This is a genomic window from Halogranum roseipondis (genome assembly GCF_059695585.1).
In genome coordinates, this window is the sequence record NZ_CM185235.1 from 730,128 (window position 1) to 755,444 (window position 25,317).

At 68.0% G+C, this 25,317-nt stretch carries 26 protein-coding genes and 1 tRNA gene; 19 read left to right on the top strand and 8 right to left on the bottom strand.

Going from position 1 to position 25,317, the window contains the following annotated elements; all coding sequences use genetic code 11:
* Positions 1–2 precede the first annotated feature (2 nt).
* Positions 3–191, bottom strand: coding sequence for a transcriptional regulator CdrS (gene cdrS / locus EOHIBHHM_RS03885; protein ID WP_089821953.1), 189 nt, complete (start codon positions 189–191; stop codon positions 3–5).
* A 213-nt stretch (positions 192–404) separates the two neighbouring features.
* Positions 405–953, bottom strand: coding sequence for a double zinc ribbon domain-containing protein (locus tag EOHIBHHM_RS03890; protein ID WP_497254827.1), 549 nt, complete (start codon positions 951–953; stop codon positions 405–407).
* Positions 954–1,073: 120 nt separating this feature from the next.
* Between EOHIBHHM_RS03890 and EOHIBHHM_RS03895 the strand changes: the two genes are divergently transcribed.
* Positions 1,074–1,147: transfer RNA gene (locus EOHIBHHM_RS03895), tRNA-Tyr, on the top strand.
* Positions 1,148–1,388: 241 nt separating this feature from the next.
* A complete protein-coding gene (locus tag EOHIBHHM_RS03900) occupies positions 1,389–2,378 on the top strand; it encodes an aldo/keto reductase (RefSeq protein ID WP_497254829.1) in 990 nt (329 codons plus the stop codon).
* Positions 2,379–2,470: 92 nt separating this feature from the next.
* Here EOHIBHHM_RS03900 and EOHIBHHM_RS03905 read toward each other — a convergent pair whose 3' ends face one another.
* Positions 2,471–4,087, bottom strand: coding sequence for a polysaccharide deacetylase family protein (locus EOHIBHHM_RS03905; protein ID WP_497254831.1), 1,617 nt, complete (start codon positions 4,085–4,087; stop codon positions 2,471–2,473).
* A gap of 178 nt (positions 4,088–4,265) precedes the next feature.
* Here EOHIBHHM_RS03905 and EOHIBHHM_RS03910 point away from each other — a divergent pair, with 178 nt between their 5' ends.
* Together EOHIBHHM_RS03910 and EOHIBHHM_RS03915 are read left to right on the top strand one after the other, a co-directional pair.
* Positions 4,266–4,874 (top strand): translation initiation factor IF-2 subunit beta, encoded by a 609-nt coding sequence (locus tag EOHIBHHM_RS03910; protein ID WP_497254833.1) that lies wholly within the window; start codon positions 4,266–4,268, stop codon positions 4,872–4,874.
* A 128-nt stretch (positions 4,875–5,002) separates the two neighbouring features.
* Positions 5,003–5,416: a DUF5789 family protein gene (locus EOHIBHHM_RS03915; protein WP_497254835.1), complete on the top strand. Its 414-nt coding sequence runs from the start codon at positions 5,003–5,005 to the stop codon at positions 5,414–5,416.
* A 196-nt stretch (positions 5,417–5,612) separates the two neighbouring features.
* On the opposite strand, the gene EOHIBHHM_RS03920 is transcribed toward EOHIBHHM_RS03915, so the two are convergent.
* The gene (locus EOHIBHHM_RS03920; RefSeq protein ID WP_497254837.1) at positions 5,613–6,749 is read right to left on the bottom strand and encodes a polysaccharide deacetylase family protein; all 1,137 of its coding nucleotides are present in this window, start codon (positions 6,747–6,749) and stop codon (positions 5,613–5,615) included.
* A 250-nt stretch (positions 6,750–6,999) separates the two neighbouring features.
* Here EOHIBHHM_RS03920 and EOHIBHHM_RS03925 point away from each other — a divergent pair, with 250 nt between their 5' ends.
* The 11 genes from EOHIBHHM_RS03925 to EOHIBHHM_RS03975 are packed head-to-tail and all read left to right on the top strand — an operon-like array spanning position 7,000 to position 17,245.
* A complete protein-coding gene (locus EOHIBHHM_RS03925; RefSeq protein WP_497254839.1) occupies positions 7,000–8,052 on the top strand; it encodes a dipeptidase in 1,053 nt (350 codons plus the stop codon).
* Between the two features lie 50 nt (positions 8,053–8,102).
* Positions 8,103–8,738 (top strand): HAD family hydrolase, encoded by a 636-nt coding sequence (locus tag EOHIBHHM_RS03930; RefSeq protein ID WP_497254841.1) that lies wholly within the window; start codon positions 8,103–8,105, stop codon positions 8,736–8,738.
* Positions 8,729–9,631: an adenosylcobinamide-phosphate synthase CbiB gene (gene cbiB, locus EOHIBHHM_RS03935; RefSeq protein WP_497256904.1), complete on the top strand. Its 903-nt coding sequence runs from the start codon at positions 8,729–8,731 to the stop codon at positions 9,629–9,631. The genes EOHIBHHM_RS03930 and cbiB overlap by 10 nt, the downstream gene beginning before the upstream one ends.
* Positions 9,622–10,419, top strand: a complete 798-nt coding sequence (gene cobS / locus EOHIBHHM_RS03940) for an adenosylcobinamide-GDP ribazoletransferase (RefSeq protein ID WP_497254843.1) — start codon at positions 9,622–9,624, stop codon at positions 10,417–10,419. Before cbiB ends, cobS begins: the two co-directional genes overlap by 10 nt.
* On the top strand, positions 10,404–11,009 hold the full coding sequence (locus tag EOHIBHHM_RS03945; protein WP_497254845.1) for an NTP transferase domain-containing protein: 606 nt from the start codon (positions 10,404–10,406) through the stop codon (positions 11,007–11,009). Before cobS ends, EOHIBHHM_RS03945 begins: the two co-directional genes overlap by 16 nt.
* Complete coding sequence (locus tag EOHIBHHM_RS03950) at positions 11,000–11,992, top strand: nicotinate-nucleotide--dimethylbenzimidazole phosphoribosyltransferase (protein ID WP_497254847.1); 993 nt, start codon at positions 11,000–11,002, stop codon at positions 11,990–11,992. Before EOHIBHHM_RS03945 ends, EOHIBHHM_RS03950 begins: the two co-directional genes overlap by 10 nt.
* Entirely contained in the window at positions 11,982–12,992 is a 1,011-nt protein-coding gene (cobD, locus tag EOHIBHHM_RS03955) for a threonine-phosphate decarboxylase CobD (RefSeq protein WP_497254849.1), read from the top strand. The genes EOHIBHHM_RS03950 and cobD overlap by 11 nt, the downstream gene beginning before the upstream one ends.
* A gap of 5 nt (positions 12,993–12,997) precedes the next feature.
* Positions 12,998–13,723 (top strand): adenosylcobinamide amidohydrolase, encoded by a 726-nt coding sequence (locus EOHIBHHM_RS03960; protein ID WP_497254851.1) that lies wholly within the window; start codon positions 12,998–13,000, stop codon positions 13,721–13,723.
* 46 nt (positions 13,724–13,769) lie between these two features.
* Positions 13,770–15,215 carry a cobyrinic acid a,c-diamide synthase CobB gene (locus EOHIBHHM_RS03965; RefSeq protein ID WP_497254853.1) on the top strand — a complete coding sequence of 482 codons (1,446 nt, stop codon included), beginning with the start codon at positions 13,770–13,772 and terminating at the stop codon, positions 15,213–15,215.
* Between the two features lie 49 nt (positions 15,216–15,264).
* Positions 15,265–16,527 (top strand): amylo-alpha-1,6-glucosidase, encoded by a 1,263-nt coding sequence (locus EOHIBHHM_RS03970; RefSeq protein ID WP_497254855.1) that lies wholly within the window; start codon positions 15,265–15,267, stop codon positions 16,525–16,527.
* Positions 16,520–17,245: a cob(I)yrinic acid a,c-diamide adenosyltransferase gene (locus EOHIBHHM_RS03975; RefSeq protein ID WP_497254857.1), complete on the top strand. Its 726-nt coding sequence runs from the start codon at positions 16,520–16,522 to the stop codon at positions 17,243–17,245. Before EOHIBHHM_RS03970 ends, EOHIBHHM_RS03975 begins: the two co-directional genes overlap by 8 nt.
* Position 17,246: 1 nt before the next feature.
* Here EOHIBHHM_RS03975 and EOHIBHHM_RS03980 read toward each other — a convergent pair whose 3' ends face one another.
* Entirely contained in the window at positions 17,247–17,978 is a 732-nt protein-coding gene (locus tag EOHIBHHM_RS03980) for a GNAT family N-acetyltransferase (protein ID WP_497254859.1), read from the bottom strand.
* Positions 17,979–18,082: 104 nt separating this feature from the next.
* Here EOHIBHHM_RS03980 and EOHIBHHM_RS03985 point away from each other — a divergent pair, with 104 nt between their 5' ends.
* The 3 genes from EOHIBHHM_RS03985 to EOHIBHHM_RS03995 all read left to right on the top strand — a co-directional run bounded on the left by EOHIBHHM_RS03985 (position 18,083) and on the right by EOHIBHHM_RS03995 (position 20,837).
* Entirely contained in the window at positions 18,083–19,774 is a 1,692-nt protein-coding gene (locus EOHIBHHM_RS03985) for a cobyric acid synthase (protein ID WP_497254861.1), read from the top strand.
* Between the two features lie 81 nt (positions 19,775–19,855).
* Positions 19,856–20,584, top strand: a complete 729-nt coding sequence (gene yqeC, locus EOHIBHHM_RS03990; RefSeq protein WP_497254863.1) for a selenium cofactor biosynthesis protein YqeC — start codon at positions 19,856–19,858, stop codon at positions 20,582–20,584.
* A 112-nt stretch (positions 20,585–20,696) separates the two neighbouring features.
* Positions 20,697–20,837: a hypothetical protein gene (locus tag EOHIBHHM_RS03995; RefSeq protein ID WP_497254865.1), complete on the top strand. Its 141-nt coding sequence runs from the start codon at positions 20,697–20,699 to the stop codon at positions 20,835–20,837.
* Positions 20,838–20,860: 23 nt separating this feature from the next.
* Here EOHIBHHM_RS03995 and mobA read toward each other — a convergent pair whose 3' ends face one another.
* The 3 genes from mobA to EOHIBHHM_RS04010 all read right to left on the bottom strand — a co-directional run bounded on the left by mobA (position 20,861) and on the right by EOHIBHHM_RS04010 (position 22,932).
* A complete protein-coding gene (gene mobA, locus EOHIBHHM_RS04000; protein ID WP_497254867.1) occupies positions 20,861–21,475 on the bottom strand; it encodes a molybdenum cofactor guanylyltransferase in 615 nt (204 codons plus the stop codon).
* 39 nt (positions 21,476–21,514) lie between these two features.
* On the bottom strand, positions 21,515–22,276 hold the full coding sequence (locus tag EOHIBHHM_RS04005; RefSeq protein ID WP_497254869.1) for a class I SAM-dependent methyltransferase: 762 nt from the start codon (positions 22,274–22,276) through the stop codon (positions 21,515–21,517).
* A gap of 89 nt (positions 22,277–22,365) precedes the next feature.
* The gene (locus EOHIBHHM_RS04010) at positions 22,366–22,932 is read right to left on the bottom strand and encodes a hypothetical protein (RefSeq protein ID WP_497254871.1); all 567 of its coding nucleotides are present in this window, start codon (positions 22,930–22,932) and stop codon (positions 22,366–22,368) included.
* Positions 22,933–23,214: 282 nt separating this feature from the next.
* Here EOHIBHHM_RS04010 and fdhF point away from each other — a divergent pair, with 282 nt between their 5' ends.
* A complete protein-coding gene (gene fdhF, locus EOHIBHHM_RS04015) occupies positions 23,215–25,299 on the top strand; it encodes a formate dehydrogenase subunit alpha (RefSeq protein ID WP_497254873.1) in 2,085 nt (694 codons plus the stop codon).
* Positions 25,300–25,317: the final 18 nt, after the last annotated feature.

Genomic DNA, 25,317 nt, shown 5'->3' on the forward strand with positions numbered 1-25,317 from the left:
CGTTACACCCTCGCCCAGCTGCGCTTGGTGGTCTTCTTCTTGCCCGAGTCACGGCTCTCGCCCTGCTCGTTGAGCATCTCGCGAACCGCCGACCGGATCGCTTCGCTTCGATTCGGGAACTGACCCGTTTCGACCATCTGTTCGACCTCTTCTATCTGCTGCTTCGGAATTCGTAGTGTCACACGCTCCATGCTTGTATTCCCCCGGTAAGACGGTGGGCGCGCGGCCCGTGCGGACGTCATACACACCAAAACCGCACGACGGGAGTACGCATCCCATCCCGCGGCAGGCGGTGTAAGACAACCGTCTTACGCGACAGTATGCACAGAGGCACAGTTTATAAAAGTACCGACGCTTTGTAAGACATACCGAGCAGCTCGCCGTATACGGACCGCTCAGCGCGTCTACGACCGATCGAGTACGTCGGCAGCTGGCGTCCGACGACCACAGTTCGGACAGAACGCCCAGTCGGACCGGATCTCGTCGCCACACTCACAGAACGCGCGGTGGGAGGATTTCTCACCACAGTTCGGACAGTAGACGTGGTCGGCGTCGATCGACTCGCCGCACTGCCCACAGTTCGTCGTTCGGGCCGTGGCGTCGTCCGGAGTCTCGTCGGTCGGTGTCTTACGGACGCCGTCTGTCGATTTCGCCGCTCGAACTGTCGTCGTGTCGCTCGACGCGACGTCGTCGACGGTGACGGTGACGGAGAGGCCGTCCGTCCGACGCGTCCGTCGGTCGAGTGCGTCGTCGAGTCGCGCTGCGATCAGGTCGTCGACTCGCGCCGCGAGTGCGTCGTCCACCGACTGGTCGGTGGCCGATGTGGACTCGCGTCGTCCCGCGCCGTCGAGATACGCACGAAGCGCCTCGCGCATGACCTCGCTCTTCGAGGCGTCGAGCGTCTCCAGTCGCTCGACGAGGTCGTCGTCCGCGCGGAACGTTATCTTGCTCATCGTTCGTCAGGCCAATTCGAGCGGGGCTATTTCAATCTTGCTTCATGTCGAGCGGTCACGTAGTGCACGAGCGTCTCGAACAGTAATGGTTAAACTGCAGTGTCCGGAAGGTGGCAGTGACCGCTCTTAGCTCAGCCTGGCAGAGCAGCCGACTGTAGATCGGCTTGCCCCCCGTTCAAATCGGGGAGAGCGGACTGCACTTCTCTTCAACATCCGTGAGCGTAGCGAGCGGTGTTGAATGTGAGGGAGTTCTCGACTCGATTTGAATAGGGAGCGGGAGGTGAGCGAGCACCGCGAGCGAACGGGAGCGAGTGGATTCAAATCGGGGAGAGCGGACTCGATTCTCTCGGCGTAACGTGAACGAGCGGAGCGACTAGACGCAGCGCGACCGACCGGTTCACGGAGACTTACACGTACCCGTCCCGAACGAAGCGCATGGACAGACGGACACTCGGCACGACGGGCTACCGCGTCACCGAAGTCGGCCTCGGAACCTGGAACATCGGCAGCGACTGGGGCGACGTGAGCGACGAGGAGGGACGCGAGGCCGTTCGGACCGCACTCGACGCCGGCGTCGACTTCCTCGACACCGCCGACGTCTACGGCGACGGCAAGAGCGAGCGCAACATCGGAGAGGTGCTCGAGGAGCGCGACGCGTACGCCGACGTGACGGTCGCCACGAAGGCCGGTCGGCGACTCGATTCACACGAATCCGCGGGCTACGACCGCGAGCACCTCGAGCGGTTCGTCGACCGGAGTCGAGAGAACCTCGGCGTCGACGCGCTCGATCTCCTCCAGTTGCACTGTCCGCCGACCGAGGTGTACTACCAGCCGGAGACGTTCGAGGCACTCGACGACCTGAAGGCGGCCGGCAAACTCGACGCCTACGGCGTCAGCGTCGAGAAGGTCGAGGAGGGGTTGAAAGCTATCGAGTTCCCCGGCGTCGAGACGGTGCAGCTCATCTTCAACCCGTTCCGACAGCGACCGGCCGAACTGTTCTTCCGCGAAGCGAAACGCCGCGACGTCGGCGTCGTCGTCCGCGTGCCGCTGGCCTCGGGACTCTTGACCGGCCAGATCGACCGCGACACGGAGTTCCCGGAGGACGACCATCGCAACTACAACCGCGAGGGCGAAGCGTTCGACGTCGGCGAGACGTTCGCGGGCGTCCCCCTCGAGGCTGGACTCGACGCCGTCGACGCCCTCCGTCCGGCCGTTCCCGAGGGGACGTCGCTGGCGCAGTTCACGCTCCGATGGATCCTCTCGTTCGACGCCGTGAGCACCGTCATCCCGGGGTCGACGTCGCCCGAACACATCGAAGCGAACGTCGCGGCCGCCGATCTCCCGCCGCTATCGGCCGATCAGTACCAGCGGGTCGCCGACGTCTACGACGACTACGTTCGAGAACACGTCCACCAGCGCTGGTAACGGGACTAACTTCGATTCTCTCGCACTTCGGATCTCTCGCCTCTTCTTCTACGCGTGGGTGCGCGAACGCGGGACGGCCCCGCGCGACTCGATCAGAGCGACAACAGCTTGGCGAGCCAGTCGAACAGGTCGCTGAGGAGGGGGATCCGACCGGACGAGTTGGGCCGCCGAGAGGTCGTCGTGGGTTTCGGCGTGCCAGCCGGCGTGGCCTCGGAGCCAGCGTCCGACGGGTCTTCCGTCGCCGTCGCGGTCGGCGTCGCCGTCTCGGGTGGCGGCGTCTCCGCCGACGAGGGTGTCGGGGACGGTGTCGGCGTCGAGGTGACTGTCGTCGTCGGAGTGGGCGTCGCCGTCTCTTCGGGTTCCGGTGCGTCCGGCGGCTCCGACCGCTCGGAGGAGTCCGGTGGCGGAGACGAGTCGTCCGCATCGGGCGGTGCTGGCGGCGCCGTCGACGGCGGCTCCGGCGTCTCAGCGGGCGTCTCTTCGGGTTCGTCGTTCTCGCCGGACTCGTCCTCGTCGGGCGTCTCTTCGGGAGTTTCCGTCGGTGTCTCTTCAGGCGTCTCGGTCGGCGTCTCTTCGGGAGTTTCCGTCGGCGTCTCTTCAGGCGTCTCGGTCGGTGTTTCCTCGGGGGTCTCAGTCGGCGTCTCTTCAGGCGTCTCGGTCGGTGTTTCCTCGGGGGTCTCAGTCGGTGTCTGTTCGGGAGTTTCCGTCGGCGTCTCTTCGGGCGTCTCGGTCGGCGTCTCCTCAGATTCGTCGTCCTCTTCCGACGAGTCTTCGATGGCACCGGCGGCGACGAGCGCGTCGTGGAGCGTCCGGATCGCTAACCCGTTGTCTCGGGCGGCCTCGACCGCGTTTTCGATGTCGGACTCCGTGAGTTCTTCGTCCCAGGAGTGAGAGCCGAGGACGAGGATAGCGTTCCTCTCTGCAGCCTCCGCGGCGAGTTCGTCGAGTTCGTCGAACGACATCTCCTCGTACTGAACGCGTCGCATCCAGTACGGACGCACGTCCTCGTTGATACCGCCGCCAAACCGCCCGTTGCCACAGGCCTCGAACTCCTCGGCGACCAACTGGGCGGCCCACTCGTCGTAGACGCCGAACGGAGCGACGAAGCCGCGCGCTTGACCGCCGATCTCCCGGAGCTCTTCTTTCGACTCCCGTAGTTTCTCGCGGGTGAACTCTGCCGGAAACCGGACTCGTCCGTCCGCGCTCGCGGAGACCGGACCGGGGGCGGGTTCTTGCAGCGTGATGACGCCGTCGTCGCGGTCGTCGACGACCACACGGATCGCGTTGCCGTCGTCGTCGACGACTTCCAGCGGGTCGCCGGTGATTCGACCGTGGAACGACGTCTCGACTTCGAGTTCCGTATCGCCCGCTTCGACGTCGTCGGTGAGCGAGATCTGCCCGACCGGTCGGTGGTAGTCCGTGTGCGAGAGGATCTCCCAGTCCGCGTCGAGGAACTCCTGGATGTCGTCCTCGGAGAGGTAGTCTCCCGTCGGGCTGAGATACCCCGACACAGTGGCCAGACAGGCGGGTGCGTCGAGTTCCCGGTGGACGGGCAACGTCTTCGTGAGATCTGTGTCGTGTCCGTCGTCGTAGATGAACACGCACGATCCACTCGCTTCGTCTGTCGAGAGAGCACGAATCGAAGGGGGGAGGGCACTGAGTGTCGCGACCGCCGCTCCGGCCTTCATCGCAGACCGTCGAGTTGGCATAGAATGACATGTTGTCTGGATGAATATACTTCTTGTGGCCTATTTTACATATTCCAGACTATACGTTACTGGAACGTATAATTTCAATAGTTCTTGACTTTCCTCGGGCGGTGCCGTTCAGGGGATTCGAGAGTCGTTCTCTCGGAACGCCTATACGTGTCCTGTTCCACCAACCTCTATGGACTATCAAGCCAGTCTCGACCGGGCTCTCGACGCCGTGCCGGACCTCGGTGGGTCCGACGAGCGTCTCTCGGTCCCCGACCCGCAAGTGCAGAAAGACGGGGCGTTCACCCGACTGACCAACCTCTCGTCGATCGCCGACGCACTGTCGCGCGACCCCGAACATCTCCACTCCGCGATCCAGCGCGAACTGGGGACCGCCGGACAGTACTCCGAGGGTCGTGCGCGGTACAACGGGAGTTTCACCGCACAGGACTTCGACGCCGCCATCAGCAGCTACATCGAAGAGTACGTCATCTGTTCGGAGTGTGGCCTCCCCGACACGCGACTCGTCATGGAGAACCGCAACCAGATGCTCCGATGCGAGGCGTGTGGTGCCTTCCGTCCGGTCGCAAAACGCAAGCGCTCCAGTCAACGCACGAACGCGCCGGACGTCGAAGAGGGCAAGACCTACGAGGTCAAGATCACCGGCACCGGCCGCAAGGGCGACGGCGTCGCCGAGAAGGGCAAGTACACCATCTTCGTCCCCGGCGCACAGGAGGGTGACGTGGTGAACATCTACATCGAGAACGTCAGCGGTACGCTCGCGTTCGCTCGACTGGCCTGAACACACTCTCAAGGCCGTACTCCGACTTCTCTCCCCGACCGACAGCCGGCAGCGACGGCTGGATGCACGCGGTCACGTCGAGACGGTGGGCCACCACATCCTTACGGTTCGCAGTCGAAGCTCCGGACATGACCGAGGACCACGACGCCACCGCCCCGAGCGTCGACAACGCCGAGGAACACGACAGCGTCACGGACCGTGCGGAGTCCCGAAAGAGCGCCCGTGCCGGACAGGTCGAACACGTCCTCGACGAGACCGAAACGCTGCTCCGCGACCAGAAGTTCCCCGTGACGACGGAGGAGCTCGCCACCGAGTACGCCGACCAGCCGCTGGATCTCACCAACGAGACCGAGTCGCTCGGCAGCGTCTTCGACCGCATGACCGACTACGACGAGTTCGACTCCTCGGAGGAGGTCCGCGAGGCGCTCTACAACGAACTCACGGGCAGCGCCGATAGCCAGACCAAAAACGAGTACAACGACGAACGGGCGCTCGAGGACGTCGCCGAGGCGGAAGACGAGACGCGACCGGACCGTTCCTGAACACCTTCGTCGTCGGCGAAACGCCCGAACGGCAGTTTTCATCGTCACGTTATCGTGTTCGCCAGCGATACCGACGTCGGAGAACGTCTCTCTGAGCACCTCGCCGACGTCGACCCGCGAGTCGACGCTCCGCACGTTTGGCTAGATGGGGTCGCCGACGAGATCGAACACGAATACGGTGCTTACCTCTGTGAAGTTAACAGGTGTGCGGTTCGTCGGGTTTCTCCGATTCGTCCTCCTCGTCGGGTTTCTTCGATTCGTCCTCCTCGTCCGGCTTCTTCGATTCGTCCTCCTCGTCCGGCTTCTCCGATTCGTCCTCCTCGTCCGGCTTCTCCGATTCGTCCTCCTCGTCCGGCTTCTCCGATTCGTCCTCCTCGTCCGAGGACCCCTCGACCGCGCCAGCCGAGACGAGCGCCTCGTGGAGCGTCGTGATCTCGAGGTCGTGGTTCCGGGCGGCGTTGATGGCCTCGCGGATCTTCGACTCGGTGAGGTCCTCCTCCCACGAGTGGGAACCGAGGACGAGGATGGCGTCTTCGTCGGCGGCCTCTTCGGCGAGGCTATCGAGTTCATCCGCAGAGAGGTCGTCGTACTGTGTCCGATTTATCCAGTACGGGTCGATGTCGGCGTTGATGCCGGTGCCGAGCCGTCCGTTCCCACAGGCTTCGTAGTAGTCGGAAACCAGATCGGCGGCCCACTCGTCGTAGACAGCGAACGGTGCGATGAAGCCTCGTGCCTGTGCGCCGAGTGCTTGGAGCTCTTCCTTGGATGTGCGCAGTTTCTCCCGAAGGAACGACTCGGGGAACCGAACGCGGCCATCTGCGTCCGCGGAGATCGATCCCGAGGCCGGTTCTTTGATGTAGATGACGTCGTCGTCGACGTCGCGACCATCGACCGTCACACGGATCGCGTTGCCGTCGTCGTCGACCACTTCGAGCGGATCTCCCTCGAACCGCCCGTGGAACGTGGAGACGACCTCGAGTTCGGTATCTCCCTCTTCGACGTCTTCGGTGAGCGCTCGCTGCCCGACCGGTCGGTGGTAGTGCATGTGCGAGAGGATTTCCCAGTCCGCGTCGAGGAACTCCTGGAGATCCTCCTCGGCCAGGTAGTCGCCGCTCGGGCTGAGGTAGCCCGGCACGGCAGCGAGACAGGCGGGTGCGTCGAGTTCCCGGTGGACGGGCAACGTCTTCGTGAGGTCCTTCTTGTGACTGTCGTCGTAGATGAACACGCATTTTCCACCATCCCCGTCCGTCGGGAGCGCCTGAATCGAGGTTGGAATGGTACCGAGTCCGATGACTGCCGCTCCGGTCTTCATTGCCGTTCTTCGAGTTGGCATGGGAAGATATGTAAACGGATTGAATTTATTTCTTGTGGCTAAATTTACATATTCCATCTTATACGTTTCTGAAAGTTTGATTTTCAACCGATATTGTGCTTCTGTGGGTCGGTGGCGTCGACAGCGGCGAGGCGCGCCGTAACCGTCCCCGTCACCCGTCGCCACGTCCTCGATGGGCCGAAGAGCCGACCCGGCGGACGGAACGTTGAGGTGGCTGTCGACCCCAGAGAGCGGTAGCGCTTCGTCTCCCATGGTACGCACCTCACCGCTCGTCTTCGACGGCCACAACGACACGCTACTCGATCTGCTGAACGACCGGAGCGGCGACCGGTCGTTCTTCGAGGCGAGCGAGCGGGGCCACCTCGACCTCCCGCGGGCGCAGGAGGCCGGGTTCGGCGGCGGCTTCTTCGCGCTGTTCGTCCCCGGCGAGGGCGACCTCGATCCGGTCCCGACCGACGACGGCTACGAGGTCCCCTACTCGCCGCCGGTCCGCCCCGACTACGCCGCCGCCGTCACCGACGAACTGCTCGCTCTCCTCGCGACCATCGAGTCCGACGCCGCAGGGACGGTCCGCGTCGCTCGGACGGCGGCCGAACTCCGCGACTGCTTCGAGGCGGGGTCGCTCGTCGCGCTCCCCCATCTGGAGGGGGCCGAGGCCGTCCGCCCCGACCTCTCGAACCTCACCGACCTCTACGACGCCGGCGTCCGCTCCATCGGCCTCGTCTGGAGTCGCGAGAACGCCTTCGGTCACGGCGTCCCGTTCCGCTACCCCGCCTCGCCGGACATCGGTCCGGGGTTGACCGACGCCGGCCGCGACCTCGTCCGCGCCTGCAACGACCTCGGCATCGTCGTCGACTGCGCACACCTCACCGAACGGGGGTTCTGGGACGTCGCCGACCTGTCGGACGCGCCGCTCGTCGTCACCCACACTGCCGCCCACGCGCTCTGTCCCTCCTCGCGGAACCTGACCGACGACCAACTCGACGCCGTCGCCGACGCCGGCGGCGTCGTCGGTATCACCTTCGGCGTGAGCGCGCTCCGGCCGGACGGCGCGTTCGACCCCGACGCGCCGCTGTCGGTGCTCGCCGATCACGTCGAGTACGTCGCCGACCGCCTCGGCCCCGAGCACGTCGCGCTCGGCTCCGACTTCGACGGCGCGACGATCCCCGACTCGCTGGGCGACGTCCGTGGCCTCCCCGCCCTGTTCGACGAACTTCGATCTCGGGGGTTCGACGAGACGGAACTGGAGGCTATCGCCTACGACAACTGGTTCCGCGTCCTCGAGGAGACGCTGACGGCCTGAGCGGTCCGACGACCACTATCTTCAAGTCCACTTTGACTAATCACAGGACAGTGGCAGTCTCGTTCGACCTGTTCGGAACGCTCGTCGACGTGTCGTACCCCGACGACCCCGCGGCCGCAGTCGCCGCCGAACTCGAGGCCCGTGGCGTCCCCGTCCCGGCCGACTGGGACGACGCCTACCGTGAGGTCCACATCGACGCGCCCGACGGGGCCGAAGTTCCCCTCCCCGCCCACGTCAGCGCCGCCCTCGCGAGTCGCGACGTCGACGCGCCGAACAACGCCCCCCGTCACGCCGTCGTCGCGGCGTTCGACCCCGAGGTGACGACGCGGCCCGGCGCACGCGAGGCGGTCGACGCGGCCGCAGCCCACGGTCCGGTCGGCCTCCTCTCGAACTGCTCCGTCCCGGAACTGGTCGGGCGGACGCTCGTCCGCGCCGACGTCGGCCGCGACGACTTCGATGCGATCACCACGAGCGTCGCCTGCGGCTGGCGCAAACCACACCCGGACGCGTTCGCGACGGTCGCGGGCGCGCTCGGCGTGGCCGTCGAGGACCTGATCCACGTCGGCGACGACCCCGAGACGGACGGCGGCGTCGCCGACTGTGGCGGCACGTTCGTCGACGTCGCCGACGTTCCACCGACCGCGTTCCCCGAGTGGCTGGCGACGCGGGGGGGTCGATGCCGCTGACGGCGACCGTCGCGGTCGTCCTCGGTGCGGGGCTCGACTCACTCCTCGCGGAGCCGCCAGCCCGACTGCATCCGGTCGTCTGGTTCGGACGGCTCGTCGAACCGTTCGACGCGGAGTGGGCGAACCCCCGAGTGATGAGCCTCGCCGTCGCCCTCGGTCTTCCCTTCCTCGCGGCGTTCGTCGTCTGGAGCGTCGTCGACGCGGCGGCCGCCCTCCACCCGTTCGTCGCGACGGTGCTCGCCGGACTCGTCCTCTTTGCGACGACGAGCCTGCGGATGCTGCTCGACGCCGCCCGCGAGGTCGTCACCCTGACCGAGCGGGATCTCGCCGCGGCCCGACACGAGCTCCGTGCGCTGGCGGGGCGAGACGCCGCCGCGCTGTCGACGGGCGAGGTCCGGAGTGCCGCCGTCGAGAGCCTCGCTGAGAACCTCGCCGACGGCCTCGTCGCCCCGCTGTTCGGGTTCGCACTCCTCGCCCCCCTGTCGCTGTCGCTCGCCGCGGGCGCGGCGGCGTGGGTGAAGGCGGTCAACACGCTCGACTCGATGCTCGGCTACCGCTCGAAACCCGTCGGCTGGGCGCCCGCCCGCCTCGACGACGCGGTGATGTGGCTCCCGGCACGACTGAGCGCGCTCCTCGTCGCGCTCGCGGCGGGTGCGCCGACGGCGCTCGTCCGCGCCCGTGAGGACGCCCGCGTTCCGAGTTCGCCGAACTCCGGGTGGCCGATGGCGACGCTGGCCGTCGCTCTCGACGTCCGACTGGAGAAGGCCGGTCACTACCGACTGAACGCCGGTAACCCCTTACCGACCGTCGCCGACGCCGAACGCGGCGTCCGGATCGTCGCCGGCGCGGGCGTGCTGGCCGTCGCGCTCGCCGGGGTGGTCGCGTGGTTCTGAGCGCGCTCCGCGGCGGCGTCGCGTTCCTCACGCGTCTCCCCGTCGGCGGCGACGAGACGTGCTGGGACGCCTTCCGCCGGACGCCGGTCGTCTTCCCGCTCGTGGGGTATCTGGTGGGCTCGCTCGCGGCGCTCCCGCTCTTCGGTCCGACCCTCCTATCGGCGCTCCCGGTCCTCCCGCGAGTCCCGCCGCTACCGCTCAACGCCGCCGTCGCGGGCTACCTGCTCGCGCTCTACGCGGTGACGGGGATCACCCACGCCGACGGGCTCGCGGACGTCGGCGACGCCGTCTCGGTCCACGGCGACGCCGACCGGCGGATGGCGGTCCTCAAAGACTCCGAGACCGGCGTCGGCGGCACGCTCGCCGTCGTCCTCGTCGTCGTCGCGCTCGCGCTGGGTGCGCTCGGTCTCCCCACGAGCGGGTGGGGTGCGCTCCCGGCAGTCAGAGTCGTCGTCGCCGCCGAAGTCGCCGCCAAGACCGCGATGGCGCTCCTGGTCTGCGTCGGCAGCGCTCCCCACGAGGGGCTCGGCTCGCAGCTGGTCGAGGGGGTCGACGGCTGGTGGATCGTCCCCGTTCTCACGCTCTCGCTGCCGGTCGTGCTCGTCCCCGGTCCGGCCGCGCCGAGTGCGCTGGCCGCGGTCGCCGTCGCCCCGTTCGTCGCGCTCGGCGTCGGGTGGTGGGCCACCCGGACGCTCGGCGGCGTCTCCGGCGACGTGCTCGGGACCGCCAACGAACTCGCCAGAGTCGTCGCGCTGCACGCGGGGGTGGTCGGGTGGACGTACTTCTGATGTGTGGCGGCCGCGGGACGCGACTCGGCGGCGACGTCGAGAAGCCGCTGGTCGAGGTCGACGGCGTGTCGATGGTCGAGCGCGTGCTCGACGCGCTCGAGGACAGTCCCACTGGGCAGATACATCCCGTCGTCTCCCCGCACACACCGGCGACGCGGGGACGTCTCGTCGACCGCCTCGGGAGCGACGAGTCGGTCGTCGACGCGGCGGGCGAGGGGTACGTCGCCGACCTCGGAGAGGCGCTCGACCGGGTCGGCTGCGACGCGCCCGTCCTGACCGTCGTCGCCGACCTCCCGTTGCTCGCACCCGGGGTGGTCGACCGAGTGTTGGCGGAGTTCGAGGCGGCCTGCAGCGAGCGCGACGGCGACGACCCGCCCTCGCTCACCGTCTGCGTCCCCGCGGTCGTCAAACGCCGGCTCGGTGCGAGCGTCGACACGTCGTTCGACCGCGAGGGACGGGAACTCGCACCGACCGGGTTGAACATCGTCGCGGGAAGCGACGACCACTTGTACCTCAGTCACGACGTCCGACTCAGTGTGAACGTGAACCGACCTGCGGACAGAGAGCTAGCGGAGGCGCTGTGCGACTGATCCTCGTCGCCGGATCGACGGCGACGGCCGAGATAGACGGCATCAGCGCCGCCGGTGCGGACAACGACCTGCTCGTCCACACGCCGGGCGCGGACGCCGAACTGCTCACCTACGGCGACGTGGTGCGCGCACCCGAGGTGCCGACGAGTCCGAACGGCTGTCCGACGCCGGCGCTCGTCACCCGTGCGGCCCGCGAACTCGTGGGTTTCGACGTCGTCACCGTCGACGGGGGCCTGCGCGTCCCGACCGGTGCGCCGACCGTGACCGTCGGCGCTCGTCCCGGTGACGACATCCGCGAACGGGACCCCGTCCCCTCCGCGCCGGGGTCGTTCGAGGCGGCCCGCCAGTACGGCCGAAAGCTTCCGGACGAAGAGGTCGTCCTCGGCGAGACCGTCCCCGGCGGGACGACGACCGCACTCGGTGTCCTCCGCGCGCTCGGCGAGGAGTGGTCGGTCTCCTCGTCGCTGCCGGAGAACCCGCTGGCGCTGAAAGAGGAGGTCGTCGTCGACGGACTCGAAGCGAGCGGTCTCCGACCGGGCGACGCGGCGAACGAACCGAAGACTGCCGTCCGGCGAGTGGGCGACCCGGTGCTCGCCGTCGTCTCGGGGCTCACCGTCGGAGCGCTGGAGTCGGGGACGCGGGTCGTCCTCGGCGGCGGGACGCAGATGATCGCGGCCGCCGCGCTCGTCCGCCACGCCGGTTTCGAGGCGCCGCTCTCGCTGGCGACGACCAGTTACGTCGCCGACAGCGTCCCAGATCTGCGGGTCGCGGCGGGGGAACTCGACCTCGACGTGACCGTCAGCGACCCCGGGTTCGACGCCGTCGACCACGCGGGGCTGTCCGAGTACGCCGCCGGGGTCGCGAAGGAGGGGGCCGGGATGGGCGGTGCGCTCGCGCTCGCCGACCGTGCTGGCGTGCTAACCGACGTTGCAGCCACAACGCTTGAATCAATCGCCCGTCTCTCTGCGCACAATGGACCCTGAAGCCCTCCCCGACGTCGAACACGTTCCTCACGGCGGGGTCGCAGACGCCCGGATACTGGACTTCAGCGCCAACATCAACCCCGCACGTCCGCGGGGTGTGACGGCGGTGTACGACGCCGCGTTCGCCGCGTCGAGTCGGTACCACACCGACGACTACACAGAGTACCGCACGGCCGCGGCGGAGTACTCGGGCTGTGATCCGGCACACGTCGTCCCGACGGCGGGCGGGCTCATCGCCATCCGACTGGCGCTCGGCGTCACCGTCTCCCCGGGCGACTCGGTGGCCGTCCCGGCCCCGAGTTTCGGCGAGTACGCCCGCGAGGTGCGACTGCAGGGCGGCGAGGTCGAGTTCGTCGACGCCGACTCGGTGCTCGACGTCGACCCCGAACCGCACTCGGTCGTCGTCGTCTGCAACCCGAACAACCCGACCGGGAAGCTCTACGACCCCGGCGAACTGCAGTGGTTCGCCCAGAGATGTAGACGATCAGATACGACGCTGCTCGTCGACGAGGCGTTCCTCGACTTCACCGACTCGCCCTCCATCGGCGGGATGCGCGGCGTCGTCGTCGCCCGGTCGCTGACGAAGATGTTCGGACTGCCCGGGCTCCGGGCGGGTTACGCCGTCGCGAGCGACGACCTGCGGGAGCGACTGGAGACCGCCCGCCCGGCGTGGGGGCTCAGCACCCCCGCCGCCGACGTGGGAGCCTACTGCATGCAGCAAGAGGAGTTCGTCGCCGAGACGCGCGAGCGGATCGAACGCGAACGCACCCGGATGCGGGACGTCCTCTCCCACGAGTTCGACGTCCGGGAGTCGGGCGCGCCGTTCCTCCTGCTGGACGTCGGCGACCGCGACGTCTGCACCGTCGTCGAGACGACCCGTGAACGCGGCGTCGCCATCCGCGACGCGACCACGTTCCGCGGGCTGGACTCGCACGTCCGCGTCGCCGTCAAGCGCGCCGAGGAGAACGACAGACTGCTCGACGCCCTGCGGGACGTCTAGGAACCGTGTTCGAGACGACGGTGCGCGACGGCGTCTGCCGCCTCTCCCGTGCGGGGACGCGGTGGCTCTCGACTGGATACGCGGGCGGGAAGTCAGGCGGTCCCGCCGCCTACAACGTCACCGTCCCCGAGGGGTGGCCCGAGACCGACCTCGACGAGTACGTCCGCGAGCGCCGCCGCCGGGCGGGGTTCGACGAGCCGGGGCCGACGCTGCTGACGGGCGTCGACCAGCGACACGCACGCCGCGCCCGACTCGGCCCCGTCGAGGCGGTCGTGACGGCCGGCGTCTCCAACCCGGCGACGCTGCCGCTGGAGCCCGACACCGCCGCGACCGACGACGCGCCGGAGAGTTCGCCACGAGACGACCGACCCGTCGGCACCGTCAACGTCGTCGTCGGCACCACCCGATCGCTCGCCCCCGGCGCGCTCGCGAACCTCCTCACCGTCGCCGCGGAGACGAAGACGGCCACGTTGCTGGCGACGACGGGGTTCACCGGGACGACCACCGACGCCGTCGTCGCCGCCTGCGACCCCGCGGGCGAGCAGGCCGCCTTCTCCGGGAGCGCGACCGAGGTCGGGGCCGCCGTGCGGGCCTGCGTCCGCGACGCGCTGGCAGCGTCGCTGGACTCGCGGTACGCCGAGGTCGATCCGCCGGACTCCGTCGCCGACGCCGAGTACGGCGTCGTCACCGACGACCGAGCGGCGGTGTCGCGAGTCGGACCGTCGAATTAAAGTACAGTTGCAGTAACCAATCTGCAATGATATTCGAGGTGAGACAGTGAGGGGTCTCGTCGTCGCCGGCACCGCTTCGGGCGTCGGCAAGACCGTCGCGACGCTCGCGCTCTGTCGCGCGCTCCAGCGGGAGGGCCGGACCGTCCAACCGGCGAAGGCCGGCCCCGACTTCATCGACCCGAGTCACCACACCGCCACCACGTGGCGCGCGTCGCGGACGCTCGACCCGTGGCTGCAGGGGGCCGACGGGCTCCGCGAGAACTACGCCCGCGGCGACGGCGACGTCTGCGTCGTCGAGGGGATGATGGGGCTGTACGACGGCTCCGGGGACCGCGAGGCGGATCCGCAACTCGATACGTCGACCGCCCGCGTCGCCGGCGGTCGTCAGTCCGATACGTCGACCGCCCGCGTCGCCGACGGTCGTCAGTCCGATACGTCGACCGCCCGCGTCGCCGAACTACTCGACCTCCCGGTCGTACTCGTCGTCGACGGCAGCGCCGGGATGGAGAGCGTCGCCGCCACCGCGGTCGGGTTCGCGCGCTACGCCGCCCACACGGGCCACGACGTCGACGTCGCCGGCGTGATCGCGACTCGCGTCCACGGAGGGCGACACGAGCAGGGGATCGCGTCGGCACTCCCCGACGGGCTGACGTACTTCGGTCGCATCCCGCCGCGCGAGGAGCTGACCATCCCGGAGCGCCATCTCGGACTCGTGCTCGGCGAGGAGTCGTCGCCGACGCCCGACGCGCTCGACGCGGCGGCCGACTGTCTCGACGTCGACCGCCTGCTCGACGCCTCGCGGGAGGCGACCACACCCGACGGCGTCCCGACGAGCGACTCCCGTCGACAGGGGCGCGAGAGCGAGAGCGGAAGCGACGCGGACGCCCGTCCCCGCGTCGCCGTCGCCGACGACGCGGCTTTCCGGTTCGTCTATCCGGCGACGCGCGAGCGACTCCGGGCGCGGGCGACCGTCGTCCCCTTCGCGCCGACTGCGGGCGACGACCTGCCCGACTGCGACGGCGTCTACTTCCCCGGCGGCTACCCCGAACTCCACGCCGAGACGCTGGCGTCGAGCCCGGCGCTCGCGACGCTCGCCGACCGGGCCGCCGAAGGGCTCCCGGTCCTCGGCGAGTGCGGCGGACTGATGGCGCTGGCCGAGTCGCTGACGACGGCCGACGGCGAGACGGTCGAGATGGCGGGCGTGCTCCCGGCCGACGTCCGGATGACGGACCGGCATCAGGCGCTCGACCACGTCGAGTTGACGAGTCGAGATGGGACGCTCACCGCCGACGCGGGGACGACGCTCCGGGGTCACGAGTTCCACTACTCCGAGGCCGACGTCGGCGCCGACGCCCGGTTCGCCTTCGACGTGGTGCGTGGGAAGGGGGTCGACGGCGAGCGCGACGGTCTCACCGAGTACCGGACGCTAGGGACCTACGCCCACGTCCACGCCGCGAGCGGCGCGTTCGACCGCTTCGTCGCGGAGCTGTGATGCGCCACCGACCGAAAAGACGAACTGGCGTTGCGTGCCAGAGAGTCCCATGACCGACCGACGAGAGGAGGCCGTCGACGTGCTCCGACAGAACCGTCACGGGGGGTACACCATCCCCTCGGCGACGCTCTACCCCTACCAGTGGAACTGGGACTCGGCGTTCGTCGCCGTCGGACTCGCCCACGTCGACCCGGCCGCGGCGAAACGGGAGCTACGAACGCTACTCGACGCGATGTGGCCCGACGGGATGGTACCGCAGATCGCCTTCTGGGCCGACGCCGAGGGCTACTTCCCCGGCCCCGAGGAGTGGGACGCCGGCACCGACGCGGTGCAGACGAGTGGGATCACCCAACCGCCGATGCTCGTCCCCGCGGCCCGCCACGTCTACGAGACCACCGGCGACGACGCGTTCCGCGACGAACTGCTCCCCCGGCTGGACCGACATCTCTCGTGGTGGGTCGACGAGCGGTCGTTCGACGGCGACACCGTCTACGTCCGCCACCCGTGGGCGACGGGGATGGACGACTCGCCGGCGTGGGTGCCCGTCCTCGAGTCGTTCGCCCCCGAGGAGATAACCGACGACCTCGACTACGTCCGCGAGGACCGCAAGTCCGCCGACCTCTCCGAGCAGCGACCGACCGACTGGGACTACGACCGCTACGTCGCGCTCGTCCGCCAGGGGAGGGCGCTCGGCTGGGACGAGGCGCGTCTCCGCGAGGCGTGTCCGTTCCTCGTTGAGGACGCACTGACGAACGCGATCTTCGTCCGCGCCTGCGACGACCTCGCCACGCTCTACGCGAGTGCGGGAGACCAGCGGAAGGCCGACGAGTGGCGGCGACAGGCCGAACACAGTCGCGCCGGGATGCGCGAGCGACTGTGGGACCAGGAGCTGGGGACGTTCGTCTCCTACGACCGCGTCGGCGACCGGCCGCTCCGAGTGAACTCCGTGGCGGGACTGGTCGGCGTCTTCGGCGCGGTTCCGACGAACGAGCAGTTCGCCCGCCTCCGGGAGAACCTGCGCGAGAACTTCCTCACGTACGACTACGCCTGTCCCTCCTACGTCGGCCCCGAGATGGACTACGACCGCTACTGGCGCGGCCCGGTGTGGACGAACGTCAACTGGCTGCTCGCCGACGGCCTGCGGCGCTACGGCGCGGTCGACCTCGCCGACCGGATCGAAGGTGACAGCCTCGAACTCCTCGAACGCGAGGGGTTCCGCGAGTACTTCAACCCCGAGACGGGTGCGGGCCGCGGGAGCGACCGCTTCTCGTGGAGCGCCGCGCTCTACCTCGACTGGACAACCCATGAGTGACGACGACTCGACGACCGACGACGCACCGACAGACGATCACCAAACCCCGGACGACGTTCGCCGGAACACGCCCGGCAAGGGGCGTAGACCCGACGCCCGCGCCATCGAACCCGCCGCGCCCGAGGCGTTCGGTCTCGTGCAGGCGTGGTGGGGCGGCGGCAAGGGGAAGACGACGGCCGCACTCGGCATGGGCTTTCGCGCCGCCGGTCACGGCTATCGCGTCCACCTGCTGCAGTTCATGAAGGGTGGGGCGGACAGCGTCGAGGACGTCCGCGGCGAGTACAACGCCATCGCCGCAGTCCCGGGCATCAGCTACGAGAACCTCGGCCACTACGGGTGGGCCGGAATGCGCGACGGGAGCGACGAGGACGACCACGCCGCACAGGCCGCCGCCGGCTTCGAGCGGGCACGGCAACTCGTCGCCGCGGCGGGCGAGGCGGAGTTGACGAAACCGCTCGCGCTCGACGGCGACCCCGAAGACGGCGTCCACATGCTGATCCTCGACGAGCTGCTCTACGCCGTCTCGATGGGTCTGCTCGACGAGGCGGACGTGCTCGACCTGATCCGGTCGAAGCCCGACGGTCTCGAACTGGTTCTCACCGGGAGCCACGACCGACCCGACTACCTCGACGACGTCGCGGATCTCGTCACACAGGTCGAGAAGGAGAAGCACCCCTTCGAGACGGGCCAGCGCGCTCGGAAGGGGACGGAGTTCTAAATCAAAACAGGTACGCCATCATCTGTTCTGCGACGTAGTCGTCGCCGATCTTGTAGTGTTTCTGCCGGATCGCCTCCGTCTCCCACCCCTGTGACTCGAGGAAGCTGACGGCGTCCTGGTTGGTGGCGGGGAGACTCTGGTAGACCTTCTCGAATCCGTTGCTTCGCGCCCACTCGAGACCGCGCTGCACGAGGTGGCTACCGATACCGTTGCCGCGGTAGTCCTCGAGTACCCCGACGGTGAGCTCGGCGGTGTGTCTGAGCTTCTCGAACTCGGGGACGGTGAGGTGTGCCCACCCGACCACCTCGTCGTCGACGGTTGCGACGAAGAACACCCGCGACTCCCGTTCGTTGTGTCTGAGCAGCGCTCCCTCGTGGTCGAGCGCTTCGGCGACGCTCTCGGCGACGATGTACGTTCGCTCGGCGGCGACCTGCCGGATGGCGCCGATGATACCCGACAGATCCTCCTCGCGGGCCGGCCGGATGACGAAGTCGAGATCGTCAGTCGCGTACTGCTCTGCGGTCCCCGTTTCGAGTGCGAGGCGGAGTTTCCCCTCGTGTTCCTCGAGGTAGCCGTCGCGCTTCAACAGCGCCAACTGGTGACGGAACTCCTCGGGGTTCGTGTTGACGTAGTCGTCGATCTCCGTCGCTTTCACCGCCCCGTTGCGCTCGACGTAGTCGTAGATCTGCTTTCCCACCGTGGACTCGAACTTCGGTTTCTCTCGGGCTTTCATGCGTAGCTAGTTCCCGTCGCATTCACTTATCCATGTGTGTTGGTAGCATTACACACAAACGCCGACGAACGTCTTTAGATAGGTAGCCGTCCGACTCCGAGGTGATGACGAAGACGCTTCTCGTCGCCGGCACCGCCAGCCACGTCGGCAAGAGTACCGTCGTCGCAGGGCTCTGTCGACATCTCGCCGACCGGGGCGTCTCGGCCACACCGTTCAAGGCCCAGAACATGAGCAACAACGCTCGGGCGGTGCCGCGTGCGTCCGCTGTCGTCGACAGCGACGGAGACGGCACAGAGGAGTCGCCCGCGTTCGGCGAAGTGGGCGTCTCTCAGTACGTCCAGGCACGGGCCGCACGGGTTCGGCCGACCACCGACCACAACCCGGTCCTCCTGAAGCCGCGGGGCGACGGCGAGTCACAACTCGTCGTCGACGGCGTCGCGGTGGGACAGTTCGAGGCGGGGCGCTACTACGACGACCACTGGCACGACGCGCACGAGGCGGCGACGGCCGCCCACGCTCGACTCGCGGCCGACCACGACGTCGTCGTCGCGGAGGGTGCGGGCTCGATCGCCGAGATCAACCTCCACGACCGCGACCTGGCGAACGTCGAGACCGCACGGTTCTCGCGCGACTCGTCGTCGACTCGCGGCGGAGCGACGAACTCGCGGAGCGCCGACGTCGGCATCCTCCTCGTCGCCGACATCGAACGCGGCGGCGTCTTCGCCAGCCTCGTCGGCACGCTCGAACTGCTCCCCGCGGATCTCCGCGAGCAGGTGGTCGGCGCGGTGATCAACAAGTTCCGCGGCGACGCCTCGCTCCTGGAACCGGGGCTGGACGCCTTCGAGGAGCGAACCGGCGTCCCCGTCCTCGGCGTGCTCCCCTACGACGACCCCGGCCTCCCCGCGGAGGACAGCGTCTCGCTCCCGCCGGTCGGCGAGCGGTCGGGCGTCGGCGACGACGGCGTCCCGGCCGAAGAGGCGGTGACCGTCGCCGTCCCTCGACTCCCGCGCATCTCGAACTTCACCGACCTCGACCCGCTGGCCGCCGAACCGGGCGTCCACGTCGCCTACGTCCCGCTCGACTCCGACCTCCGAGACGCCGACGCCGTCGTCCTCCCGGGGACGAAGAACACCGTCGACGACCTGCTGGCGTGCCGCGACGCCGGACTCGACGAGACGCTCCGCGCGTTCGACGGGCCGGTCGTCGGCCTCTGCGGCGGCTATCAGTTCCTCGGCGAGCGCCTCACGAACGCCGCCGTCGAGGGGACGGGGACAGACGAGACGGTCGACGGGTTCGGCCTCCTCCCAGTCGAGACGCGGTTCGACCCGACCAAGCGCGTCACCGAGGCGACGTGGACGCTCGACGGGAGCGGGCCGCTCGCGGGTGCCCGCGGCTTGGTCGACGGCTACGAGATCCACGCCGGGCGGACGCGAGCGACGGCGGCGGTCGCGACGCCGTTCGCTCGCCGCCCCAGCGACGACAGCGACGACAGCGACGACGGAGGCCACGACGGCGACGGAGGCCACAGTGGCGACGACGACACGGCGGCGACAGCGACGAGGAAGACCGCGGCGCTCGGCGCGGCGGCGGGAGACGTCCTCGGGACGTACCTCCACGGTCTGTTCGAGAACCGCGTCGCTCGCGACGCGTTCCTCGACGCGACGTTCGCGGCGGCCGGTCGCGCGCGTCCGACGGACCGCTCCGAGGCAGCCGGGTCGCCGTACGATCGCGCGGCCGCCCTCGTCGCAGAACACGTCGACCTCGACGCGCTGGGACTCGGACTCGAACAGGGCTGACCGCCCGCGACGACTACCTGCGCGGACTGTCCGACCCTCCGACACGCGACCCTTTTTGCCCGCTCGGAGAGTGGTCCACGCATGGACATCGTCGAGGCACTCGCCGCGGAGTCGGGGATGGTCTGCGTCGTCGGCGCGGGTGGCAAGAAGACGACGCTCTACTCGCTGGCGGGACGAGTCCCGCGCGGCGTCGTCACCGCCACGGTCCGTATCCCCATCTTCGACGAGCAGGTCGCACGCGTCGTCGTCACCGACGAACCGGTCGAGGCGCTCCGAGCGAACGACGCCTGGCCGCTCGGTCTCGTCCCCGAACAGGAACGCGACGACCGCTATCGCGGCTACGACCCGGCGCTCGTGACGGCGATCCGTGCCAGCGGCCACGCCGACGCCGTGTTCGTGAAGGCCGACGGTGCCCGCACGCGATGGCTGAAGGCGCCGAACGAGCGCGAACCCCGGATCCCCGCGATGGCCGACACGGTGCTCCCCATCGCCAGCGCGAAGGTCGTCGGTCAACCGCTCACCGAGGAGTACGTCCACCGCCCCGAACGCGTCGCGGCCGTCACGGGTCTCGACGTCGGCGACACCGTCGAGGCCGACGACGTCGCCGCGGTGCTGGCGAGTCGCGAGGGCGGTCGGAAGAAGGTGCCGCCGCGTGCGACGGTCGTCCCGCTCGTCAACATGGTCGACGACGACGAGTTGGAGGCGGTCGGCCGCGAGATCGCCGCCGGCGTCCACGAACGCGCCGACGTCCCGCGGGTCGTGCTCGCGCAGATGAACGCCGACGACCCGCTGGTCGACGTAGTCCAGTAGCTCGAGCGAGCCGTTCGAGGGCGTTCGCGCCGCTCGCGCCACAGTGTCGACAGATCGACACCCAATCCTTTTGGGCACGGCTCTTAATCGGGTCCGTGCGGATGTATCACGTGTGTCAACCACTGGCTACGATTGTCAAGAGTGCACGTGGACGGTGACGACGGACGACGTCGCCGAGATGTCTTCGCAGGCGCTCGATCATCACGAAGAGACGGGTCACCAAGTCGAGTACAACGAGCGACGCGAGCAGTAGTCGGAACGTCGAGACGGCCCGACTCAGAACCGCGACTGTGCGTCGGCGAACTCCTCGCGCGTGTTGAGGTTCTCGAACGTGTCGAGGCTCCCGTGTGCGTCGATCGCTGTCTCGTCGACGACGAGCCACTCCAGTTCTTCGAGCGGCGCGATCACCTTTCGGTCGCCGCGGGCGAGGGCGTTCTCGCAGGCGGTCGCCATCGCCTCCGTTCGATACACCGCCTGCGTCGTCTGATACCAGCCGTCGTCGAGCTTCGGCACCGCGGCGTCGACGCCCTCGTCTTCCGCCCGCTCGAACAGATACGTGACCACGTCGGGGTCGACGAACGGCATGTCGCAGGCGACGACGACGGCGTACGCTCCCTCGCAGGCGGCGAGGCCAGTGCCGATTCCGGCCATCGGCCCCTCGTCGGTGTCGTCGTCGAGCGCGAACCGGACGGGCAGCGGGTAGTCGGCCATCGCCGCCTCGATAGCCGCCCGCTGGTCGGCCCGACAGTTGACGACGAGTTCGTCGACGACGGTCGCGAGACGGTCTGCGACACGGCGAATCATCGGCGTCCCCGCCAGGTGGGCGACGGCCTTGTCGGCGTCGCCGAAGCGGGTCGAGCGCCCCCCGGCGATGACGACTGCTGAGCGCATGGACGGGAGTTCGGGCGGGGAGGAAAAGTAGCCTCTGCCCTACCGCTCGACGACCCAGACCATCTCCTGGTCGGTCGACTCGAGCGGGTCGTAGTCGAACCCGCCGTAGACGGTCCACTCGGAGAACCCCGCCACCTCCAAGAGGAGTTCGAGCTCGCGCTCGAAGGCGACGTGGAGATCGAACGACTGTTCGGCGACCAGTTCGTCGTCCTCGTCGTACAGTCGGCGGTGCTCGCGGGTGATGCACTCGATCTCGTCGACGAACGTCGTCTCCGAGACCATCCGGTACTCCTCGCCGTCGTGCTCGAACGTCGTCTCCTGTGGTTCGTCGTACTCGCAGATGACGTCGAAGTCCGGCGCGAACACGTTGAACGCGAGTCGGCCGTCCGGCGCGAGCGCCTCTCGAATGCACCCGAGCGCCGCTCGCTGCTCGTCGAGACTCGTCAGGTGGAGCAACGCGCGGAAGGGGACGACGACCAGCGCGTACTCGCGGTCGGCGTCGAAGTCGGTGACGTCGGCCCGTCGGACGCTCGGGTCGAGGTTCTCACTTCGCGCCTTCCCGCGGAGTCGCTCGAGCATCCCCGCCGAGAGGTCGATGCCGTCGGCGTCCACGCCCGCCCGGAGCAGTTCGAGGTAGACCCGGCCGGTGCCACACCCGACTTCGAGCACAGGACCGTCCACCTCGGTCGCGAGGTCGACGTAGAAGTCGATGTCGTTCTGCAACTCCCGATGCTCGGCGTCGTAGAACTCCGCCCACACGTCGTAGTAGTCGACGGCTGCCGCGTCGTCGGTGTCGCTCATAACCGAGCGACGGCGGGTGACGAAAAGAGCGTGTCGGTGGTGTGATATCTCCCGACACGCCGAGCGGAGAGTCGGTGCGCCCGTGGTCGTCACTCCGGCCGTTCTTTCGCCAGTCGCCACAGCGCACGATACAGGGTCTGGAGGTCGACGTCGAAGTCGGCAGCTAACGACCGACACTGCTCGAGGTACGTGAGATACGCTGCCACCGACGGTGGGTCGGGGTACGGGTCCCGGAGGGTCTCCGCCCGATGGAGCACCGACCAGACGCGGTCGTCGACCACGACGTACTCGGTCGGATTCGTATACTGGAGAAACGCGGACGCGACCGGCACCGACACGCCGGACAATTCCGTCAGCCGTCGAACTCGCTCCGTGGTGTCCGACGTCTCGGCGACCGACTCGAGCGTCTCTCTGACGACTTCCCAGTCGTTCTGCTTGAACCGACGCTCGACCGACTCGCGCGTCCGGTGTGAGAACGCGCCGAGATACCGCCGGTAGTACCACCGGACGACCCACTCTACGTCCTTCCACACGACGGTCCCACTCTCGAACGCGTCGGGCAACGTTTCGAGCCGTTCCTGTTCGACCAGATACAGGGGTTCGTGCCGTTCGTACTCGCGACTCTTCTCGAGTACGAGCTCTCTATCCAGTTTCATCTCTTGGTTCGGACGCCGTCCGGAGTGGCGAGGGCAGTCGGCACCGCTCACCTCGGCTCCGTCGTTCCCCGTCCGGGCCGATATAGCGTCCGAGACCACATAAAGGAGAGATCGCCGGAACCGATGTCGTTCCCGCTCGGCGAGGTTCGGCGTAACCTTCAACTCGTCGCGCGCCAGTTGTTAACTGTTACCACGAGTAACGACGTTCGGTTCGATGGTTCCACCGACCGTCGAATCTGGGATGGAAAATGCCGCAAACGAGCTGAGGATGACACGAAAACTATGAGTGAGAAATCCGAGGAGGGCGTCAACACGATCTGTCCGTACTGTGGTGTCGGGTGCGGACTGAAACTTCACGAAGGAGACGAGCAAGGGGACGTAAACATCAAGCCGTGGTTCGAAGCGCCGGTCAACAAGGGTGCTCTCTGCATCAAGGGGGGCGCAGCGACAGAGGTGGTCGATCACGAGGAGCGCCTCGTGGACCCGCTGATTCGCGAGGACGGCGAGTTCCGTGAAGCGACCTGGGAGGAGGCGCTCGAACGGATCACCGACGAGATGCAGCGGATCCGTGACGAGCGTGGCCCCGACGCGATGGGGTTCTTCGGGTCCTCGAAGTGCACGAACGAGGAGAACTATCTGCTCCAGAAGTTGGCCCGTCGATACGGCACCAACAACGTCGACAACTGTACCCGCATGTGTCACGCGTCGACGGTCGCCGCGCTCAGACAGAGCCTCGGTATGGGTGCGATGACGAACAGCATGCAGGACCTGCGAGAGGCCGCCGACGTGTTCTGGATTCAGGGAGCCAACCCTGCCGAACAGCATCCCATCGCCCACAGTCAGTACTTCCGGCAGGCGATCTTGGACGATGCGTTCGTCGTGCAGGTCGACCCCCACGTGAACAAGACCTCTCGCGACGCGGACCTGCATCTGCAGCTGAAACCCGGGACCGACATCCCGCTTCTGAACGTCGTCCTCAAGACGATTCTCGACAACGACTGGGTCGACGAGGAGTTCGTCGAAGCGCGGACCGAGGGGTACGAGGACCTCGTCGAGACGCTCGACGAGTTCGACAGCGAGGAGGCGGCCGAGATCTGCGGCGTCCCACTCGAGGACATCCAGCGGGCGGCCGAGGAGTACGCCACTGCGGAGAACGCTGCCATCTTCACCGGCATGGGGATGAGCCAGCACGCCTGCGGCACCGACAACGTCCAGAACCTCATCAACCTCGCACTCGCGACGGGGAACCTCGGCCGCCCCGGAACCGGGGTGAACCCGCTCCGAGGACAGAACAACGTCCAGGGAACCTGCGACGTCGGCACGATGTACAACACCTTCCCGGGGTACATCCCCATCGACGACGACGAGAAACGGGAGGAGGTCGAGGAGGTGTGGGGGTTCGAGTTGCCGACGACGCCGGGGCTGTCCAACGTGGAGATCTCGAAGGCCGCGGGCGAGACAGTCCACGGCCTCTACGTCATGGGTGAGAACCCGATCATCAGCGAGCCGAACGCCAACGAGGTCAAACGGCGACTCGAACAGCTCGAGTTCATCGTCGTCCAGGACATCTTCATGTCCGAGACCGCCGAACTGGCCGACGTCGTGCTGCCCGCCACGTCGTGGGCCGAGCGGGGTGGCACCGTCACCAACACCGACCGCCGCGTCCAGCGGATGCGTGCGGCGACGCGCGTCCCCGGCAACACCCGACACGACCTGGACATCCTGACGGAGGTCGGCACCCGCCTGTTCGGCGACGGCTTCGAGTTCGACACGCCGGAAGCGGTCTTCGAGGAGATTCGGCAGGTGATGCCCATCTACCACGGGATGACTTACGACCGTCTCGGACTGGAGGGAGTGCAGTGGCCCTGCTACGACGAGGACGACGAGGGCGACCCGTATCTCTACCAGAAGACGTTCGAGACGGCGAACGGGCTGGGGAAGCTGCGGGGCGTCGAGCACCAACCGCCCAAGGAGGTGGCCGACGAGGAGTACCCGTTCGTGCTCACGACGGCCCGGCTGGAGGAACACTACAACACCGGCACGATGAGTACGCGCTCGCCCACGCTGAAGCGGCGGACGCCCGAGAACTTCGTCGACGTCCACCCCGAGGACGCCGACCGACTCGGCATCGAGGACGAACAGTACGTGAAGCTCGTCTCGCGGCGTGGGGAGGTCGTCGTCAAGGCGCACGTCAACGAGAACGTGAAGCAGGGAATCCTCTGGTCGACCCCCCACTTCGCCGACTCGCCGATCAACCAGCTGACGAACGACGTGCTCGACCCCGTCGCCAAGATTCCGGAGTACAAGGCGTCGGCCGCGAGAGTCGACGTGGACGTCGAACCGACGGCTCAACCCGGCGACGACTGACAGCCAGCTGGTGGTCGG

Bases quoted from the DNA above. Each gene is read 5' to 3' on its own strand.
- EOHIBHHM_RS04005 (WP_497254869.1), bottom strand. From the start codon at position 22,276: ATGAGCGACACCGACGACGCGGCAGCCGTCGACTACTACGACGTGTGG.
- EOHIBHHM_RS03925 (WP_497254839.1), top strand. From the start codon at position 7,000: ATGGTACGCACCTCACCGCTCGTCTTCGACGGCCACAACGACACGCTA.
- cbiB (WP_497256904.1), top strand. From the start codon at position 8,729: ATGCCGCTGACGGCGACCGTCGCGGTCGTCCTCGGTGCGGGGCTCGAC.
- fdhF (WP_497254873.1), top strand. From the start codon at position 23,215: ATGAGTGAGAAATCCGAGGAGGGCGTCAACACGATCTGTCCGTACTGT.
- EOHIBHHM_RS03985 (WP_497254861.1), top strand. From the start codon at position 18,083: ATGACGAAGACGCTTCTCGTCGCCGGCACCGCCAGCCACGTCGGCAAG.
- mobA (WP_497254867.1), bottom strand. From the start codon at position 21,475: ATGCGCTCAGCAGTCGTCATCGCCGGGGGGCGCTCGACCCGCTTCGGC.
- EOHIBHHM_RS03905 (WP_497254831.1), bottom strand. From the start codon at position 4,087: ATGCCAACTCGACGGTCTGCGATGAAGGCCGGAGCGGCGGTCGCGACA.
- EOHIBHHM_RS03915 (WP_497254835.1), top strand. From the start codon at position 5,003: ATGACCGAGGACCACGACGCCACCGCCCCGAGCGTCGACAACGCCGAG.
- cobD (WP_497254849.1), top strand. From the start codon at position 11,982: ATGGACCCTGAAGCCCTCCCCGACGTCGAACACGTTCCTCACGGCGGG.
- cdrS (WP_089821953.1), bottom strand. From the start codon at position 191: ATGGAGCGTGTGACACTACGAATTCCGAAGCAGCAGATAGAAGAGGTC.
- EOHIBHHM_RS03920 (WP_497254837.1), bottom strand. From the start codon at position 6,749: ATGCCAACTCGAAGAACGGCAATGAAGACCGGAGCGGCAGTCATCGGA.
- EOHIBHHM_RS03980 (WP_497254859.1), bottom strand. From the start codon at position 17,978: ATGAAAGCCCGAGAGAAACCGAAGTTCGAGTCCACGGTGGGAAAGCAG.
- EOHIBHHM_RS03970 (WP_497254855.1), top strand. From the start codon at position 15,265: ATGACCGACCGACGAGAGGAGGCCGTCGACGTGCTCCGACAGAACCGT.
- EOHIBHHM_RS03900 (WP_497254829.1), top strand. From the start codon at position 1,389: ATGGACAGACGGACACTCGGCACGACGGGCTACCGCGTCACCGAAGTC.
- EOHIBHHM_RS04010 (WP_497254871.1), bottom strand. From the start codon at position 22,932: ATGAAACTGGATAGAGAGCTCGTACTCGAGAAGAGTCGCGAGTACGAA.
- EOHIBHHM_RS03890 (WP_497254827.1), bottom strand. From the start codon at position 953: ATGAGCAAGATAACGTTCCGCGCGGACGACGACCTCGTCGAGCGACTG.
- EOHIBHHM_RS03910 (WP_497254833.1), top strand. From the start codon at position 4,266: ATGGACTATCAAGCCAGTCTCGACCGGGCTCTCGACGCCGTGCCGGAC.
- yqeC (WP_497254863.1), top strand. From the start codon at position 19,856: ATGGACATCGTCGAGGCACTCGCCGCGGAGTCGGGGATGGTCTGCGTC.
- EOHIBHHM_RS03975 (WP_497254857.1), top strand. From the start codon at position 16,520: ATGAGTGACGACGACTCGACGACCGACGACGCACCGACAGACGATCAC.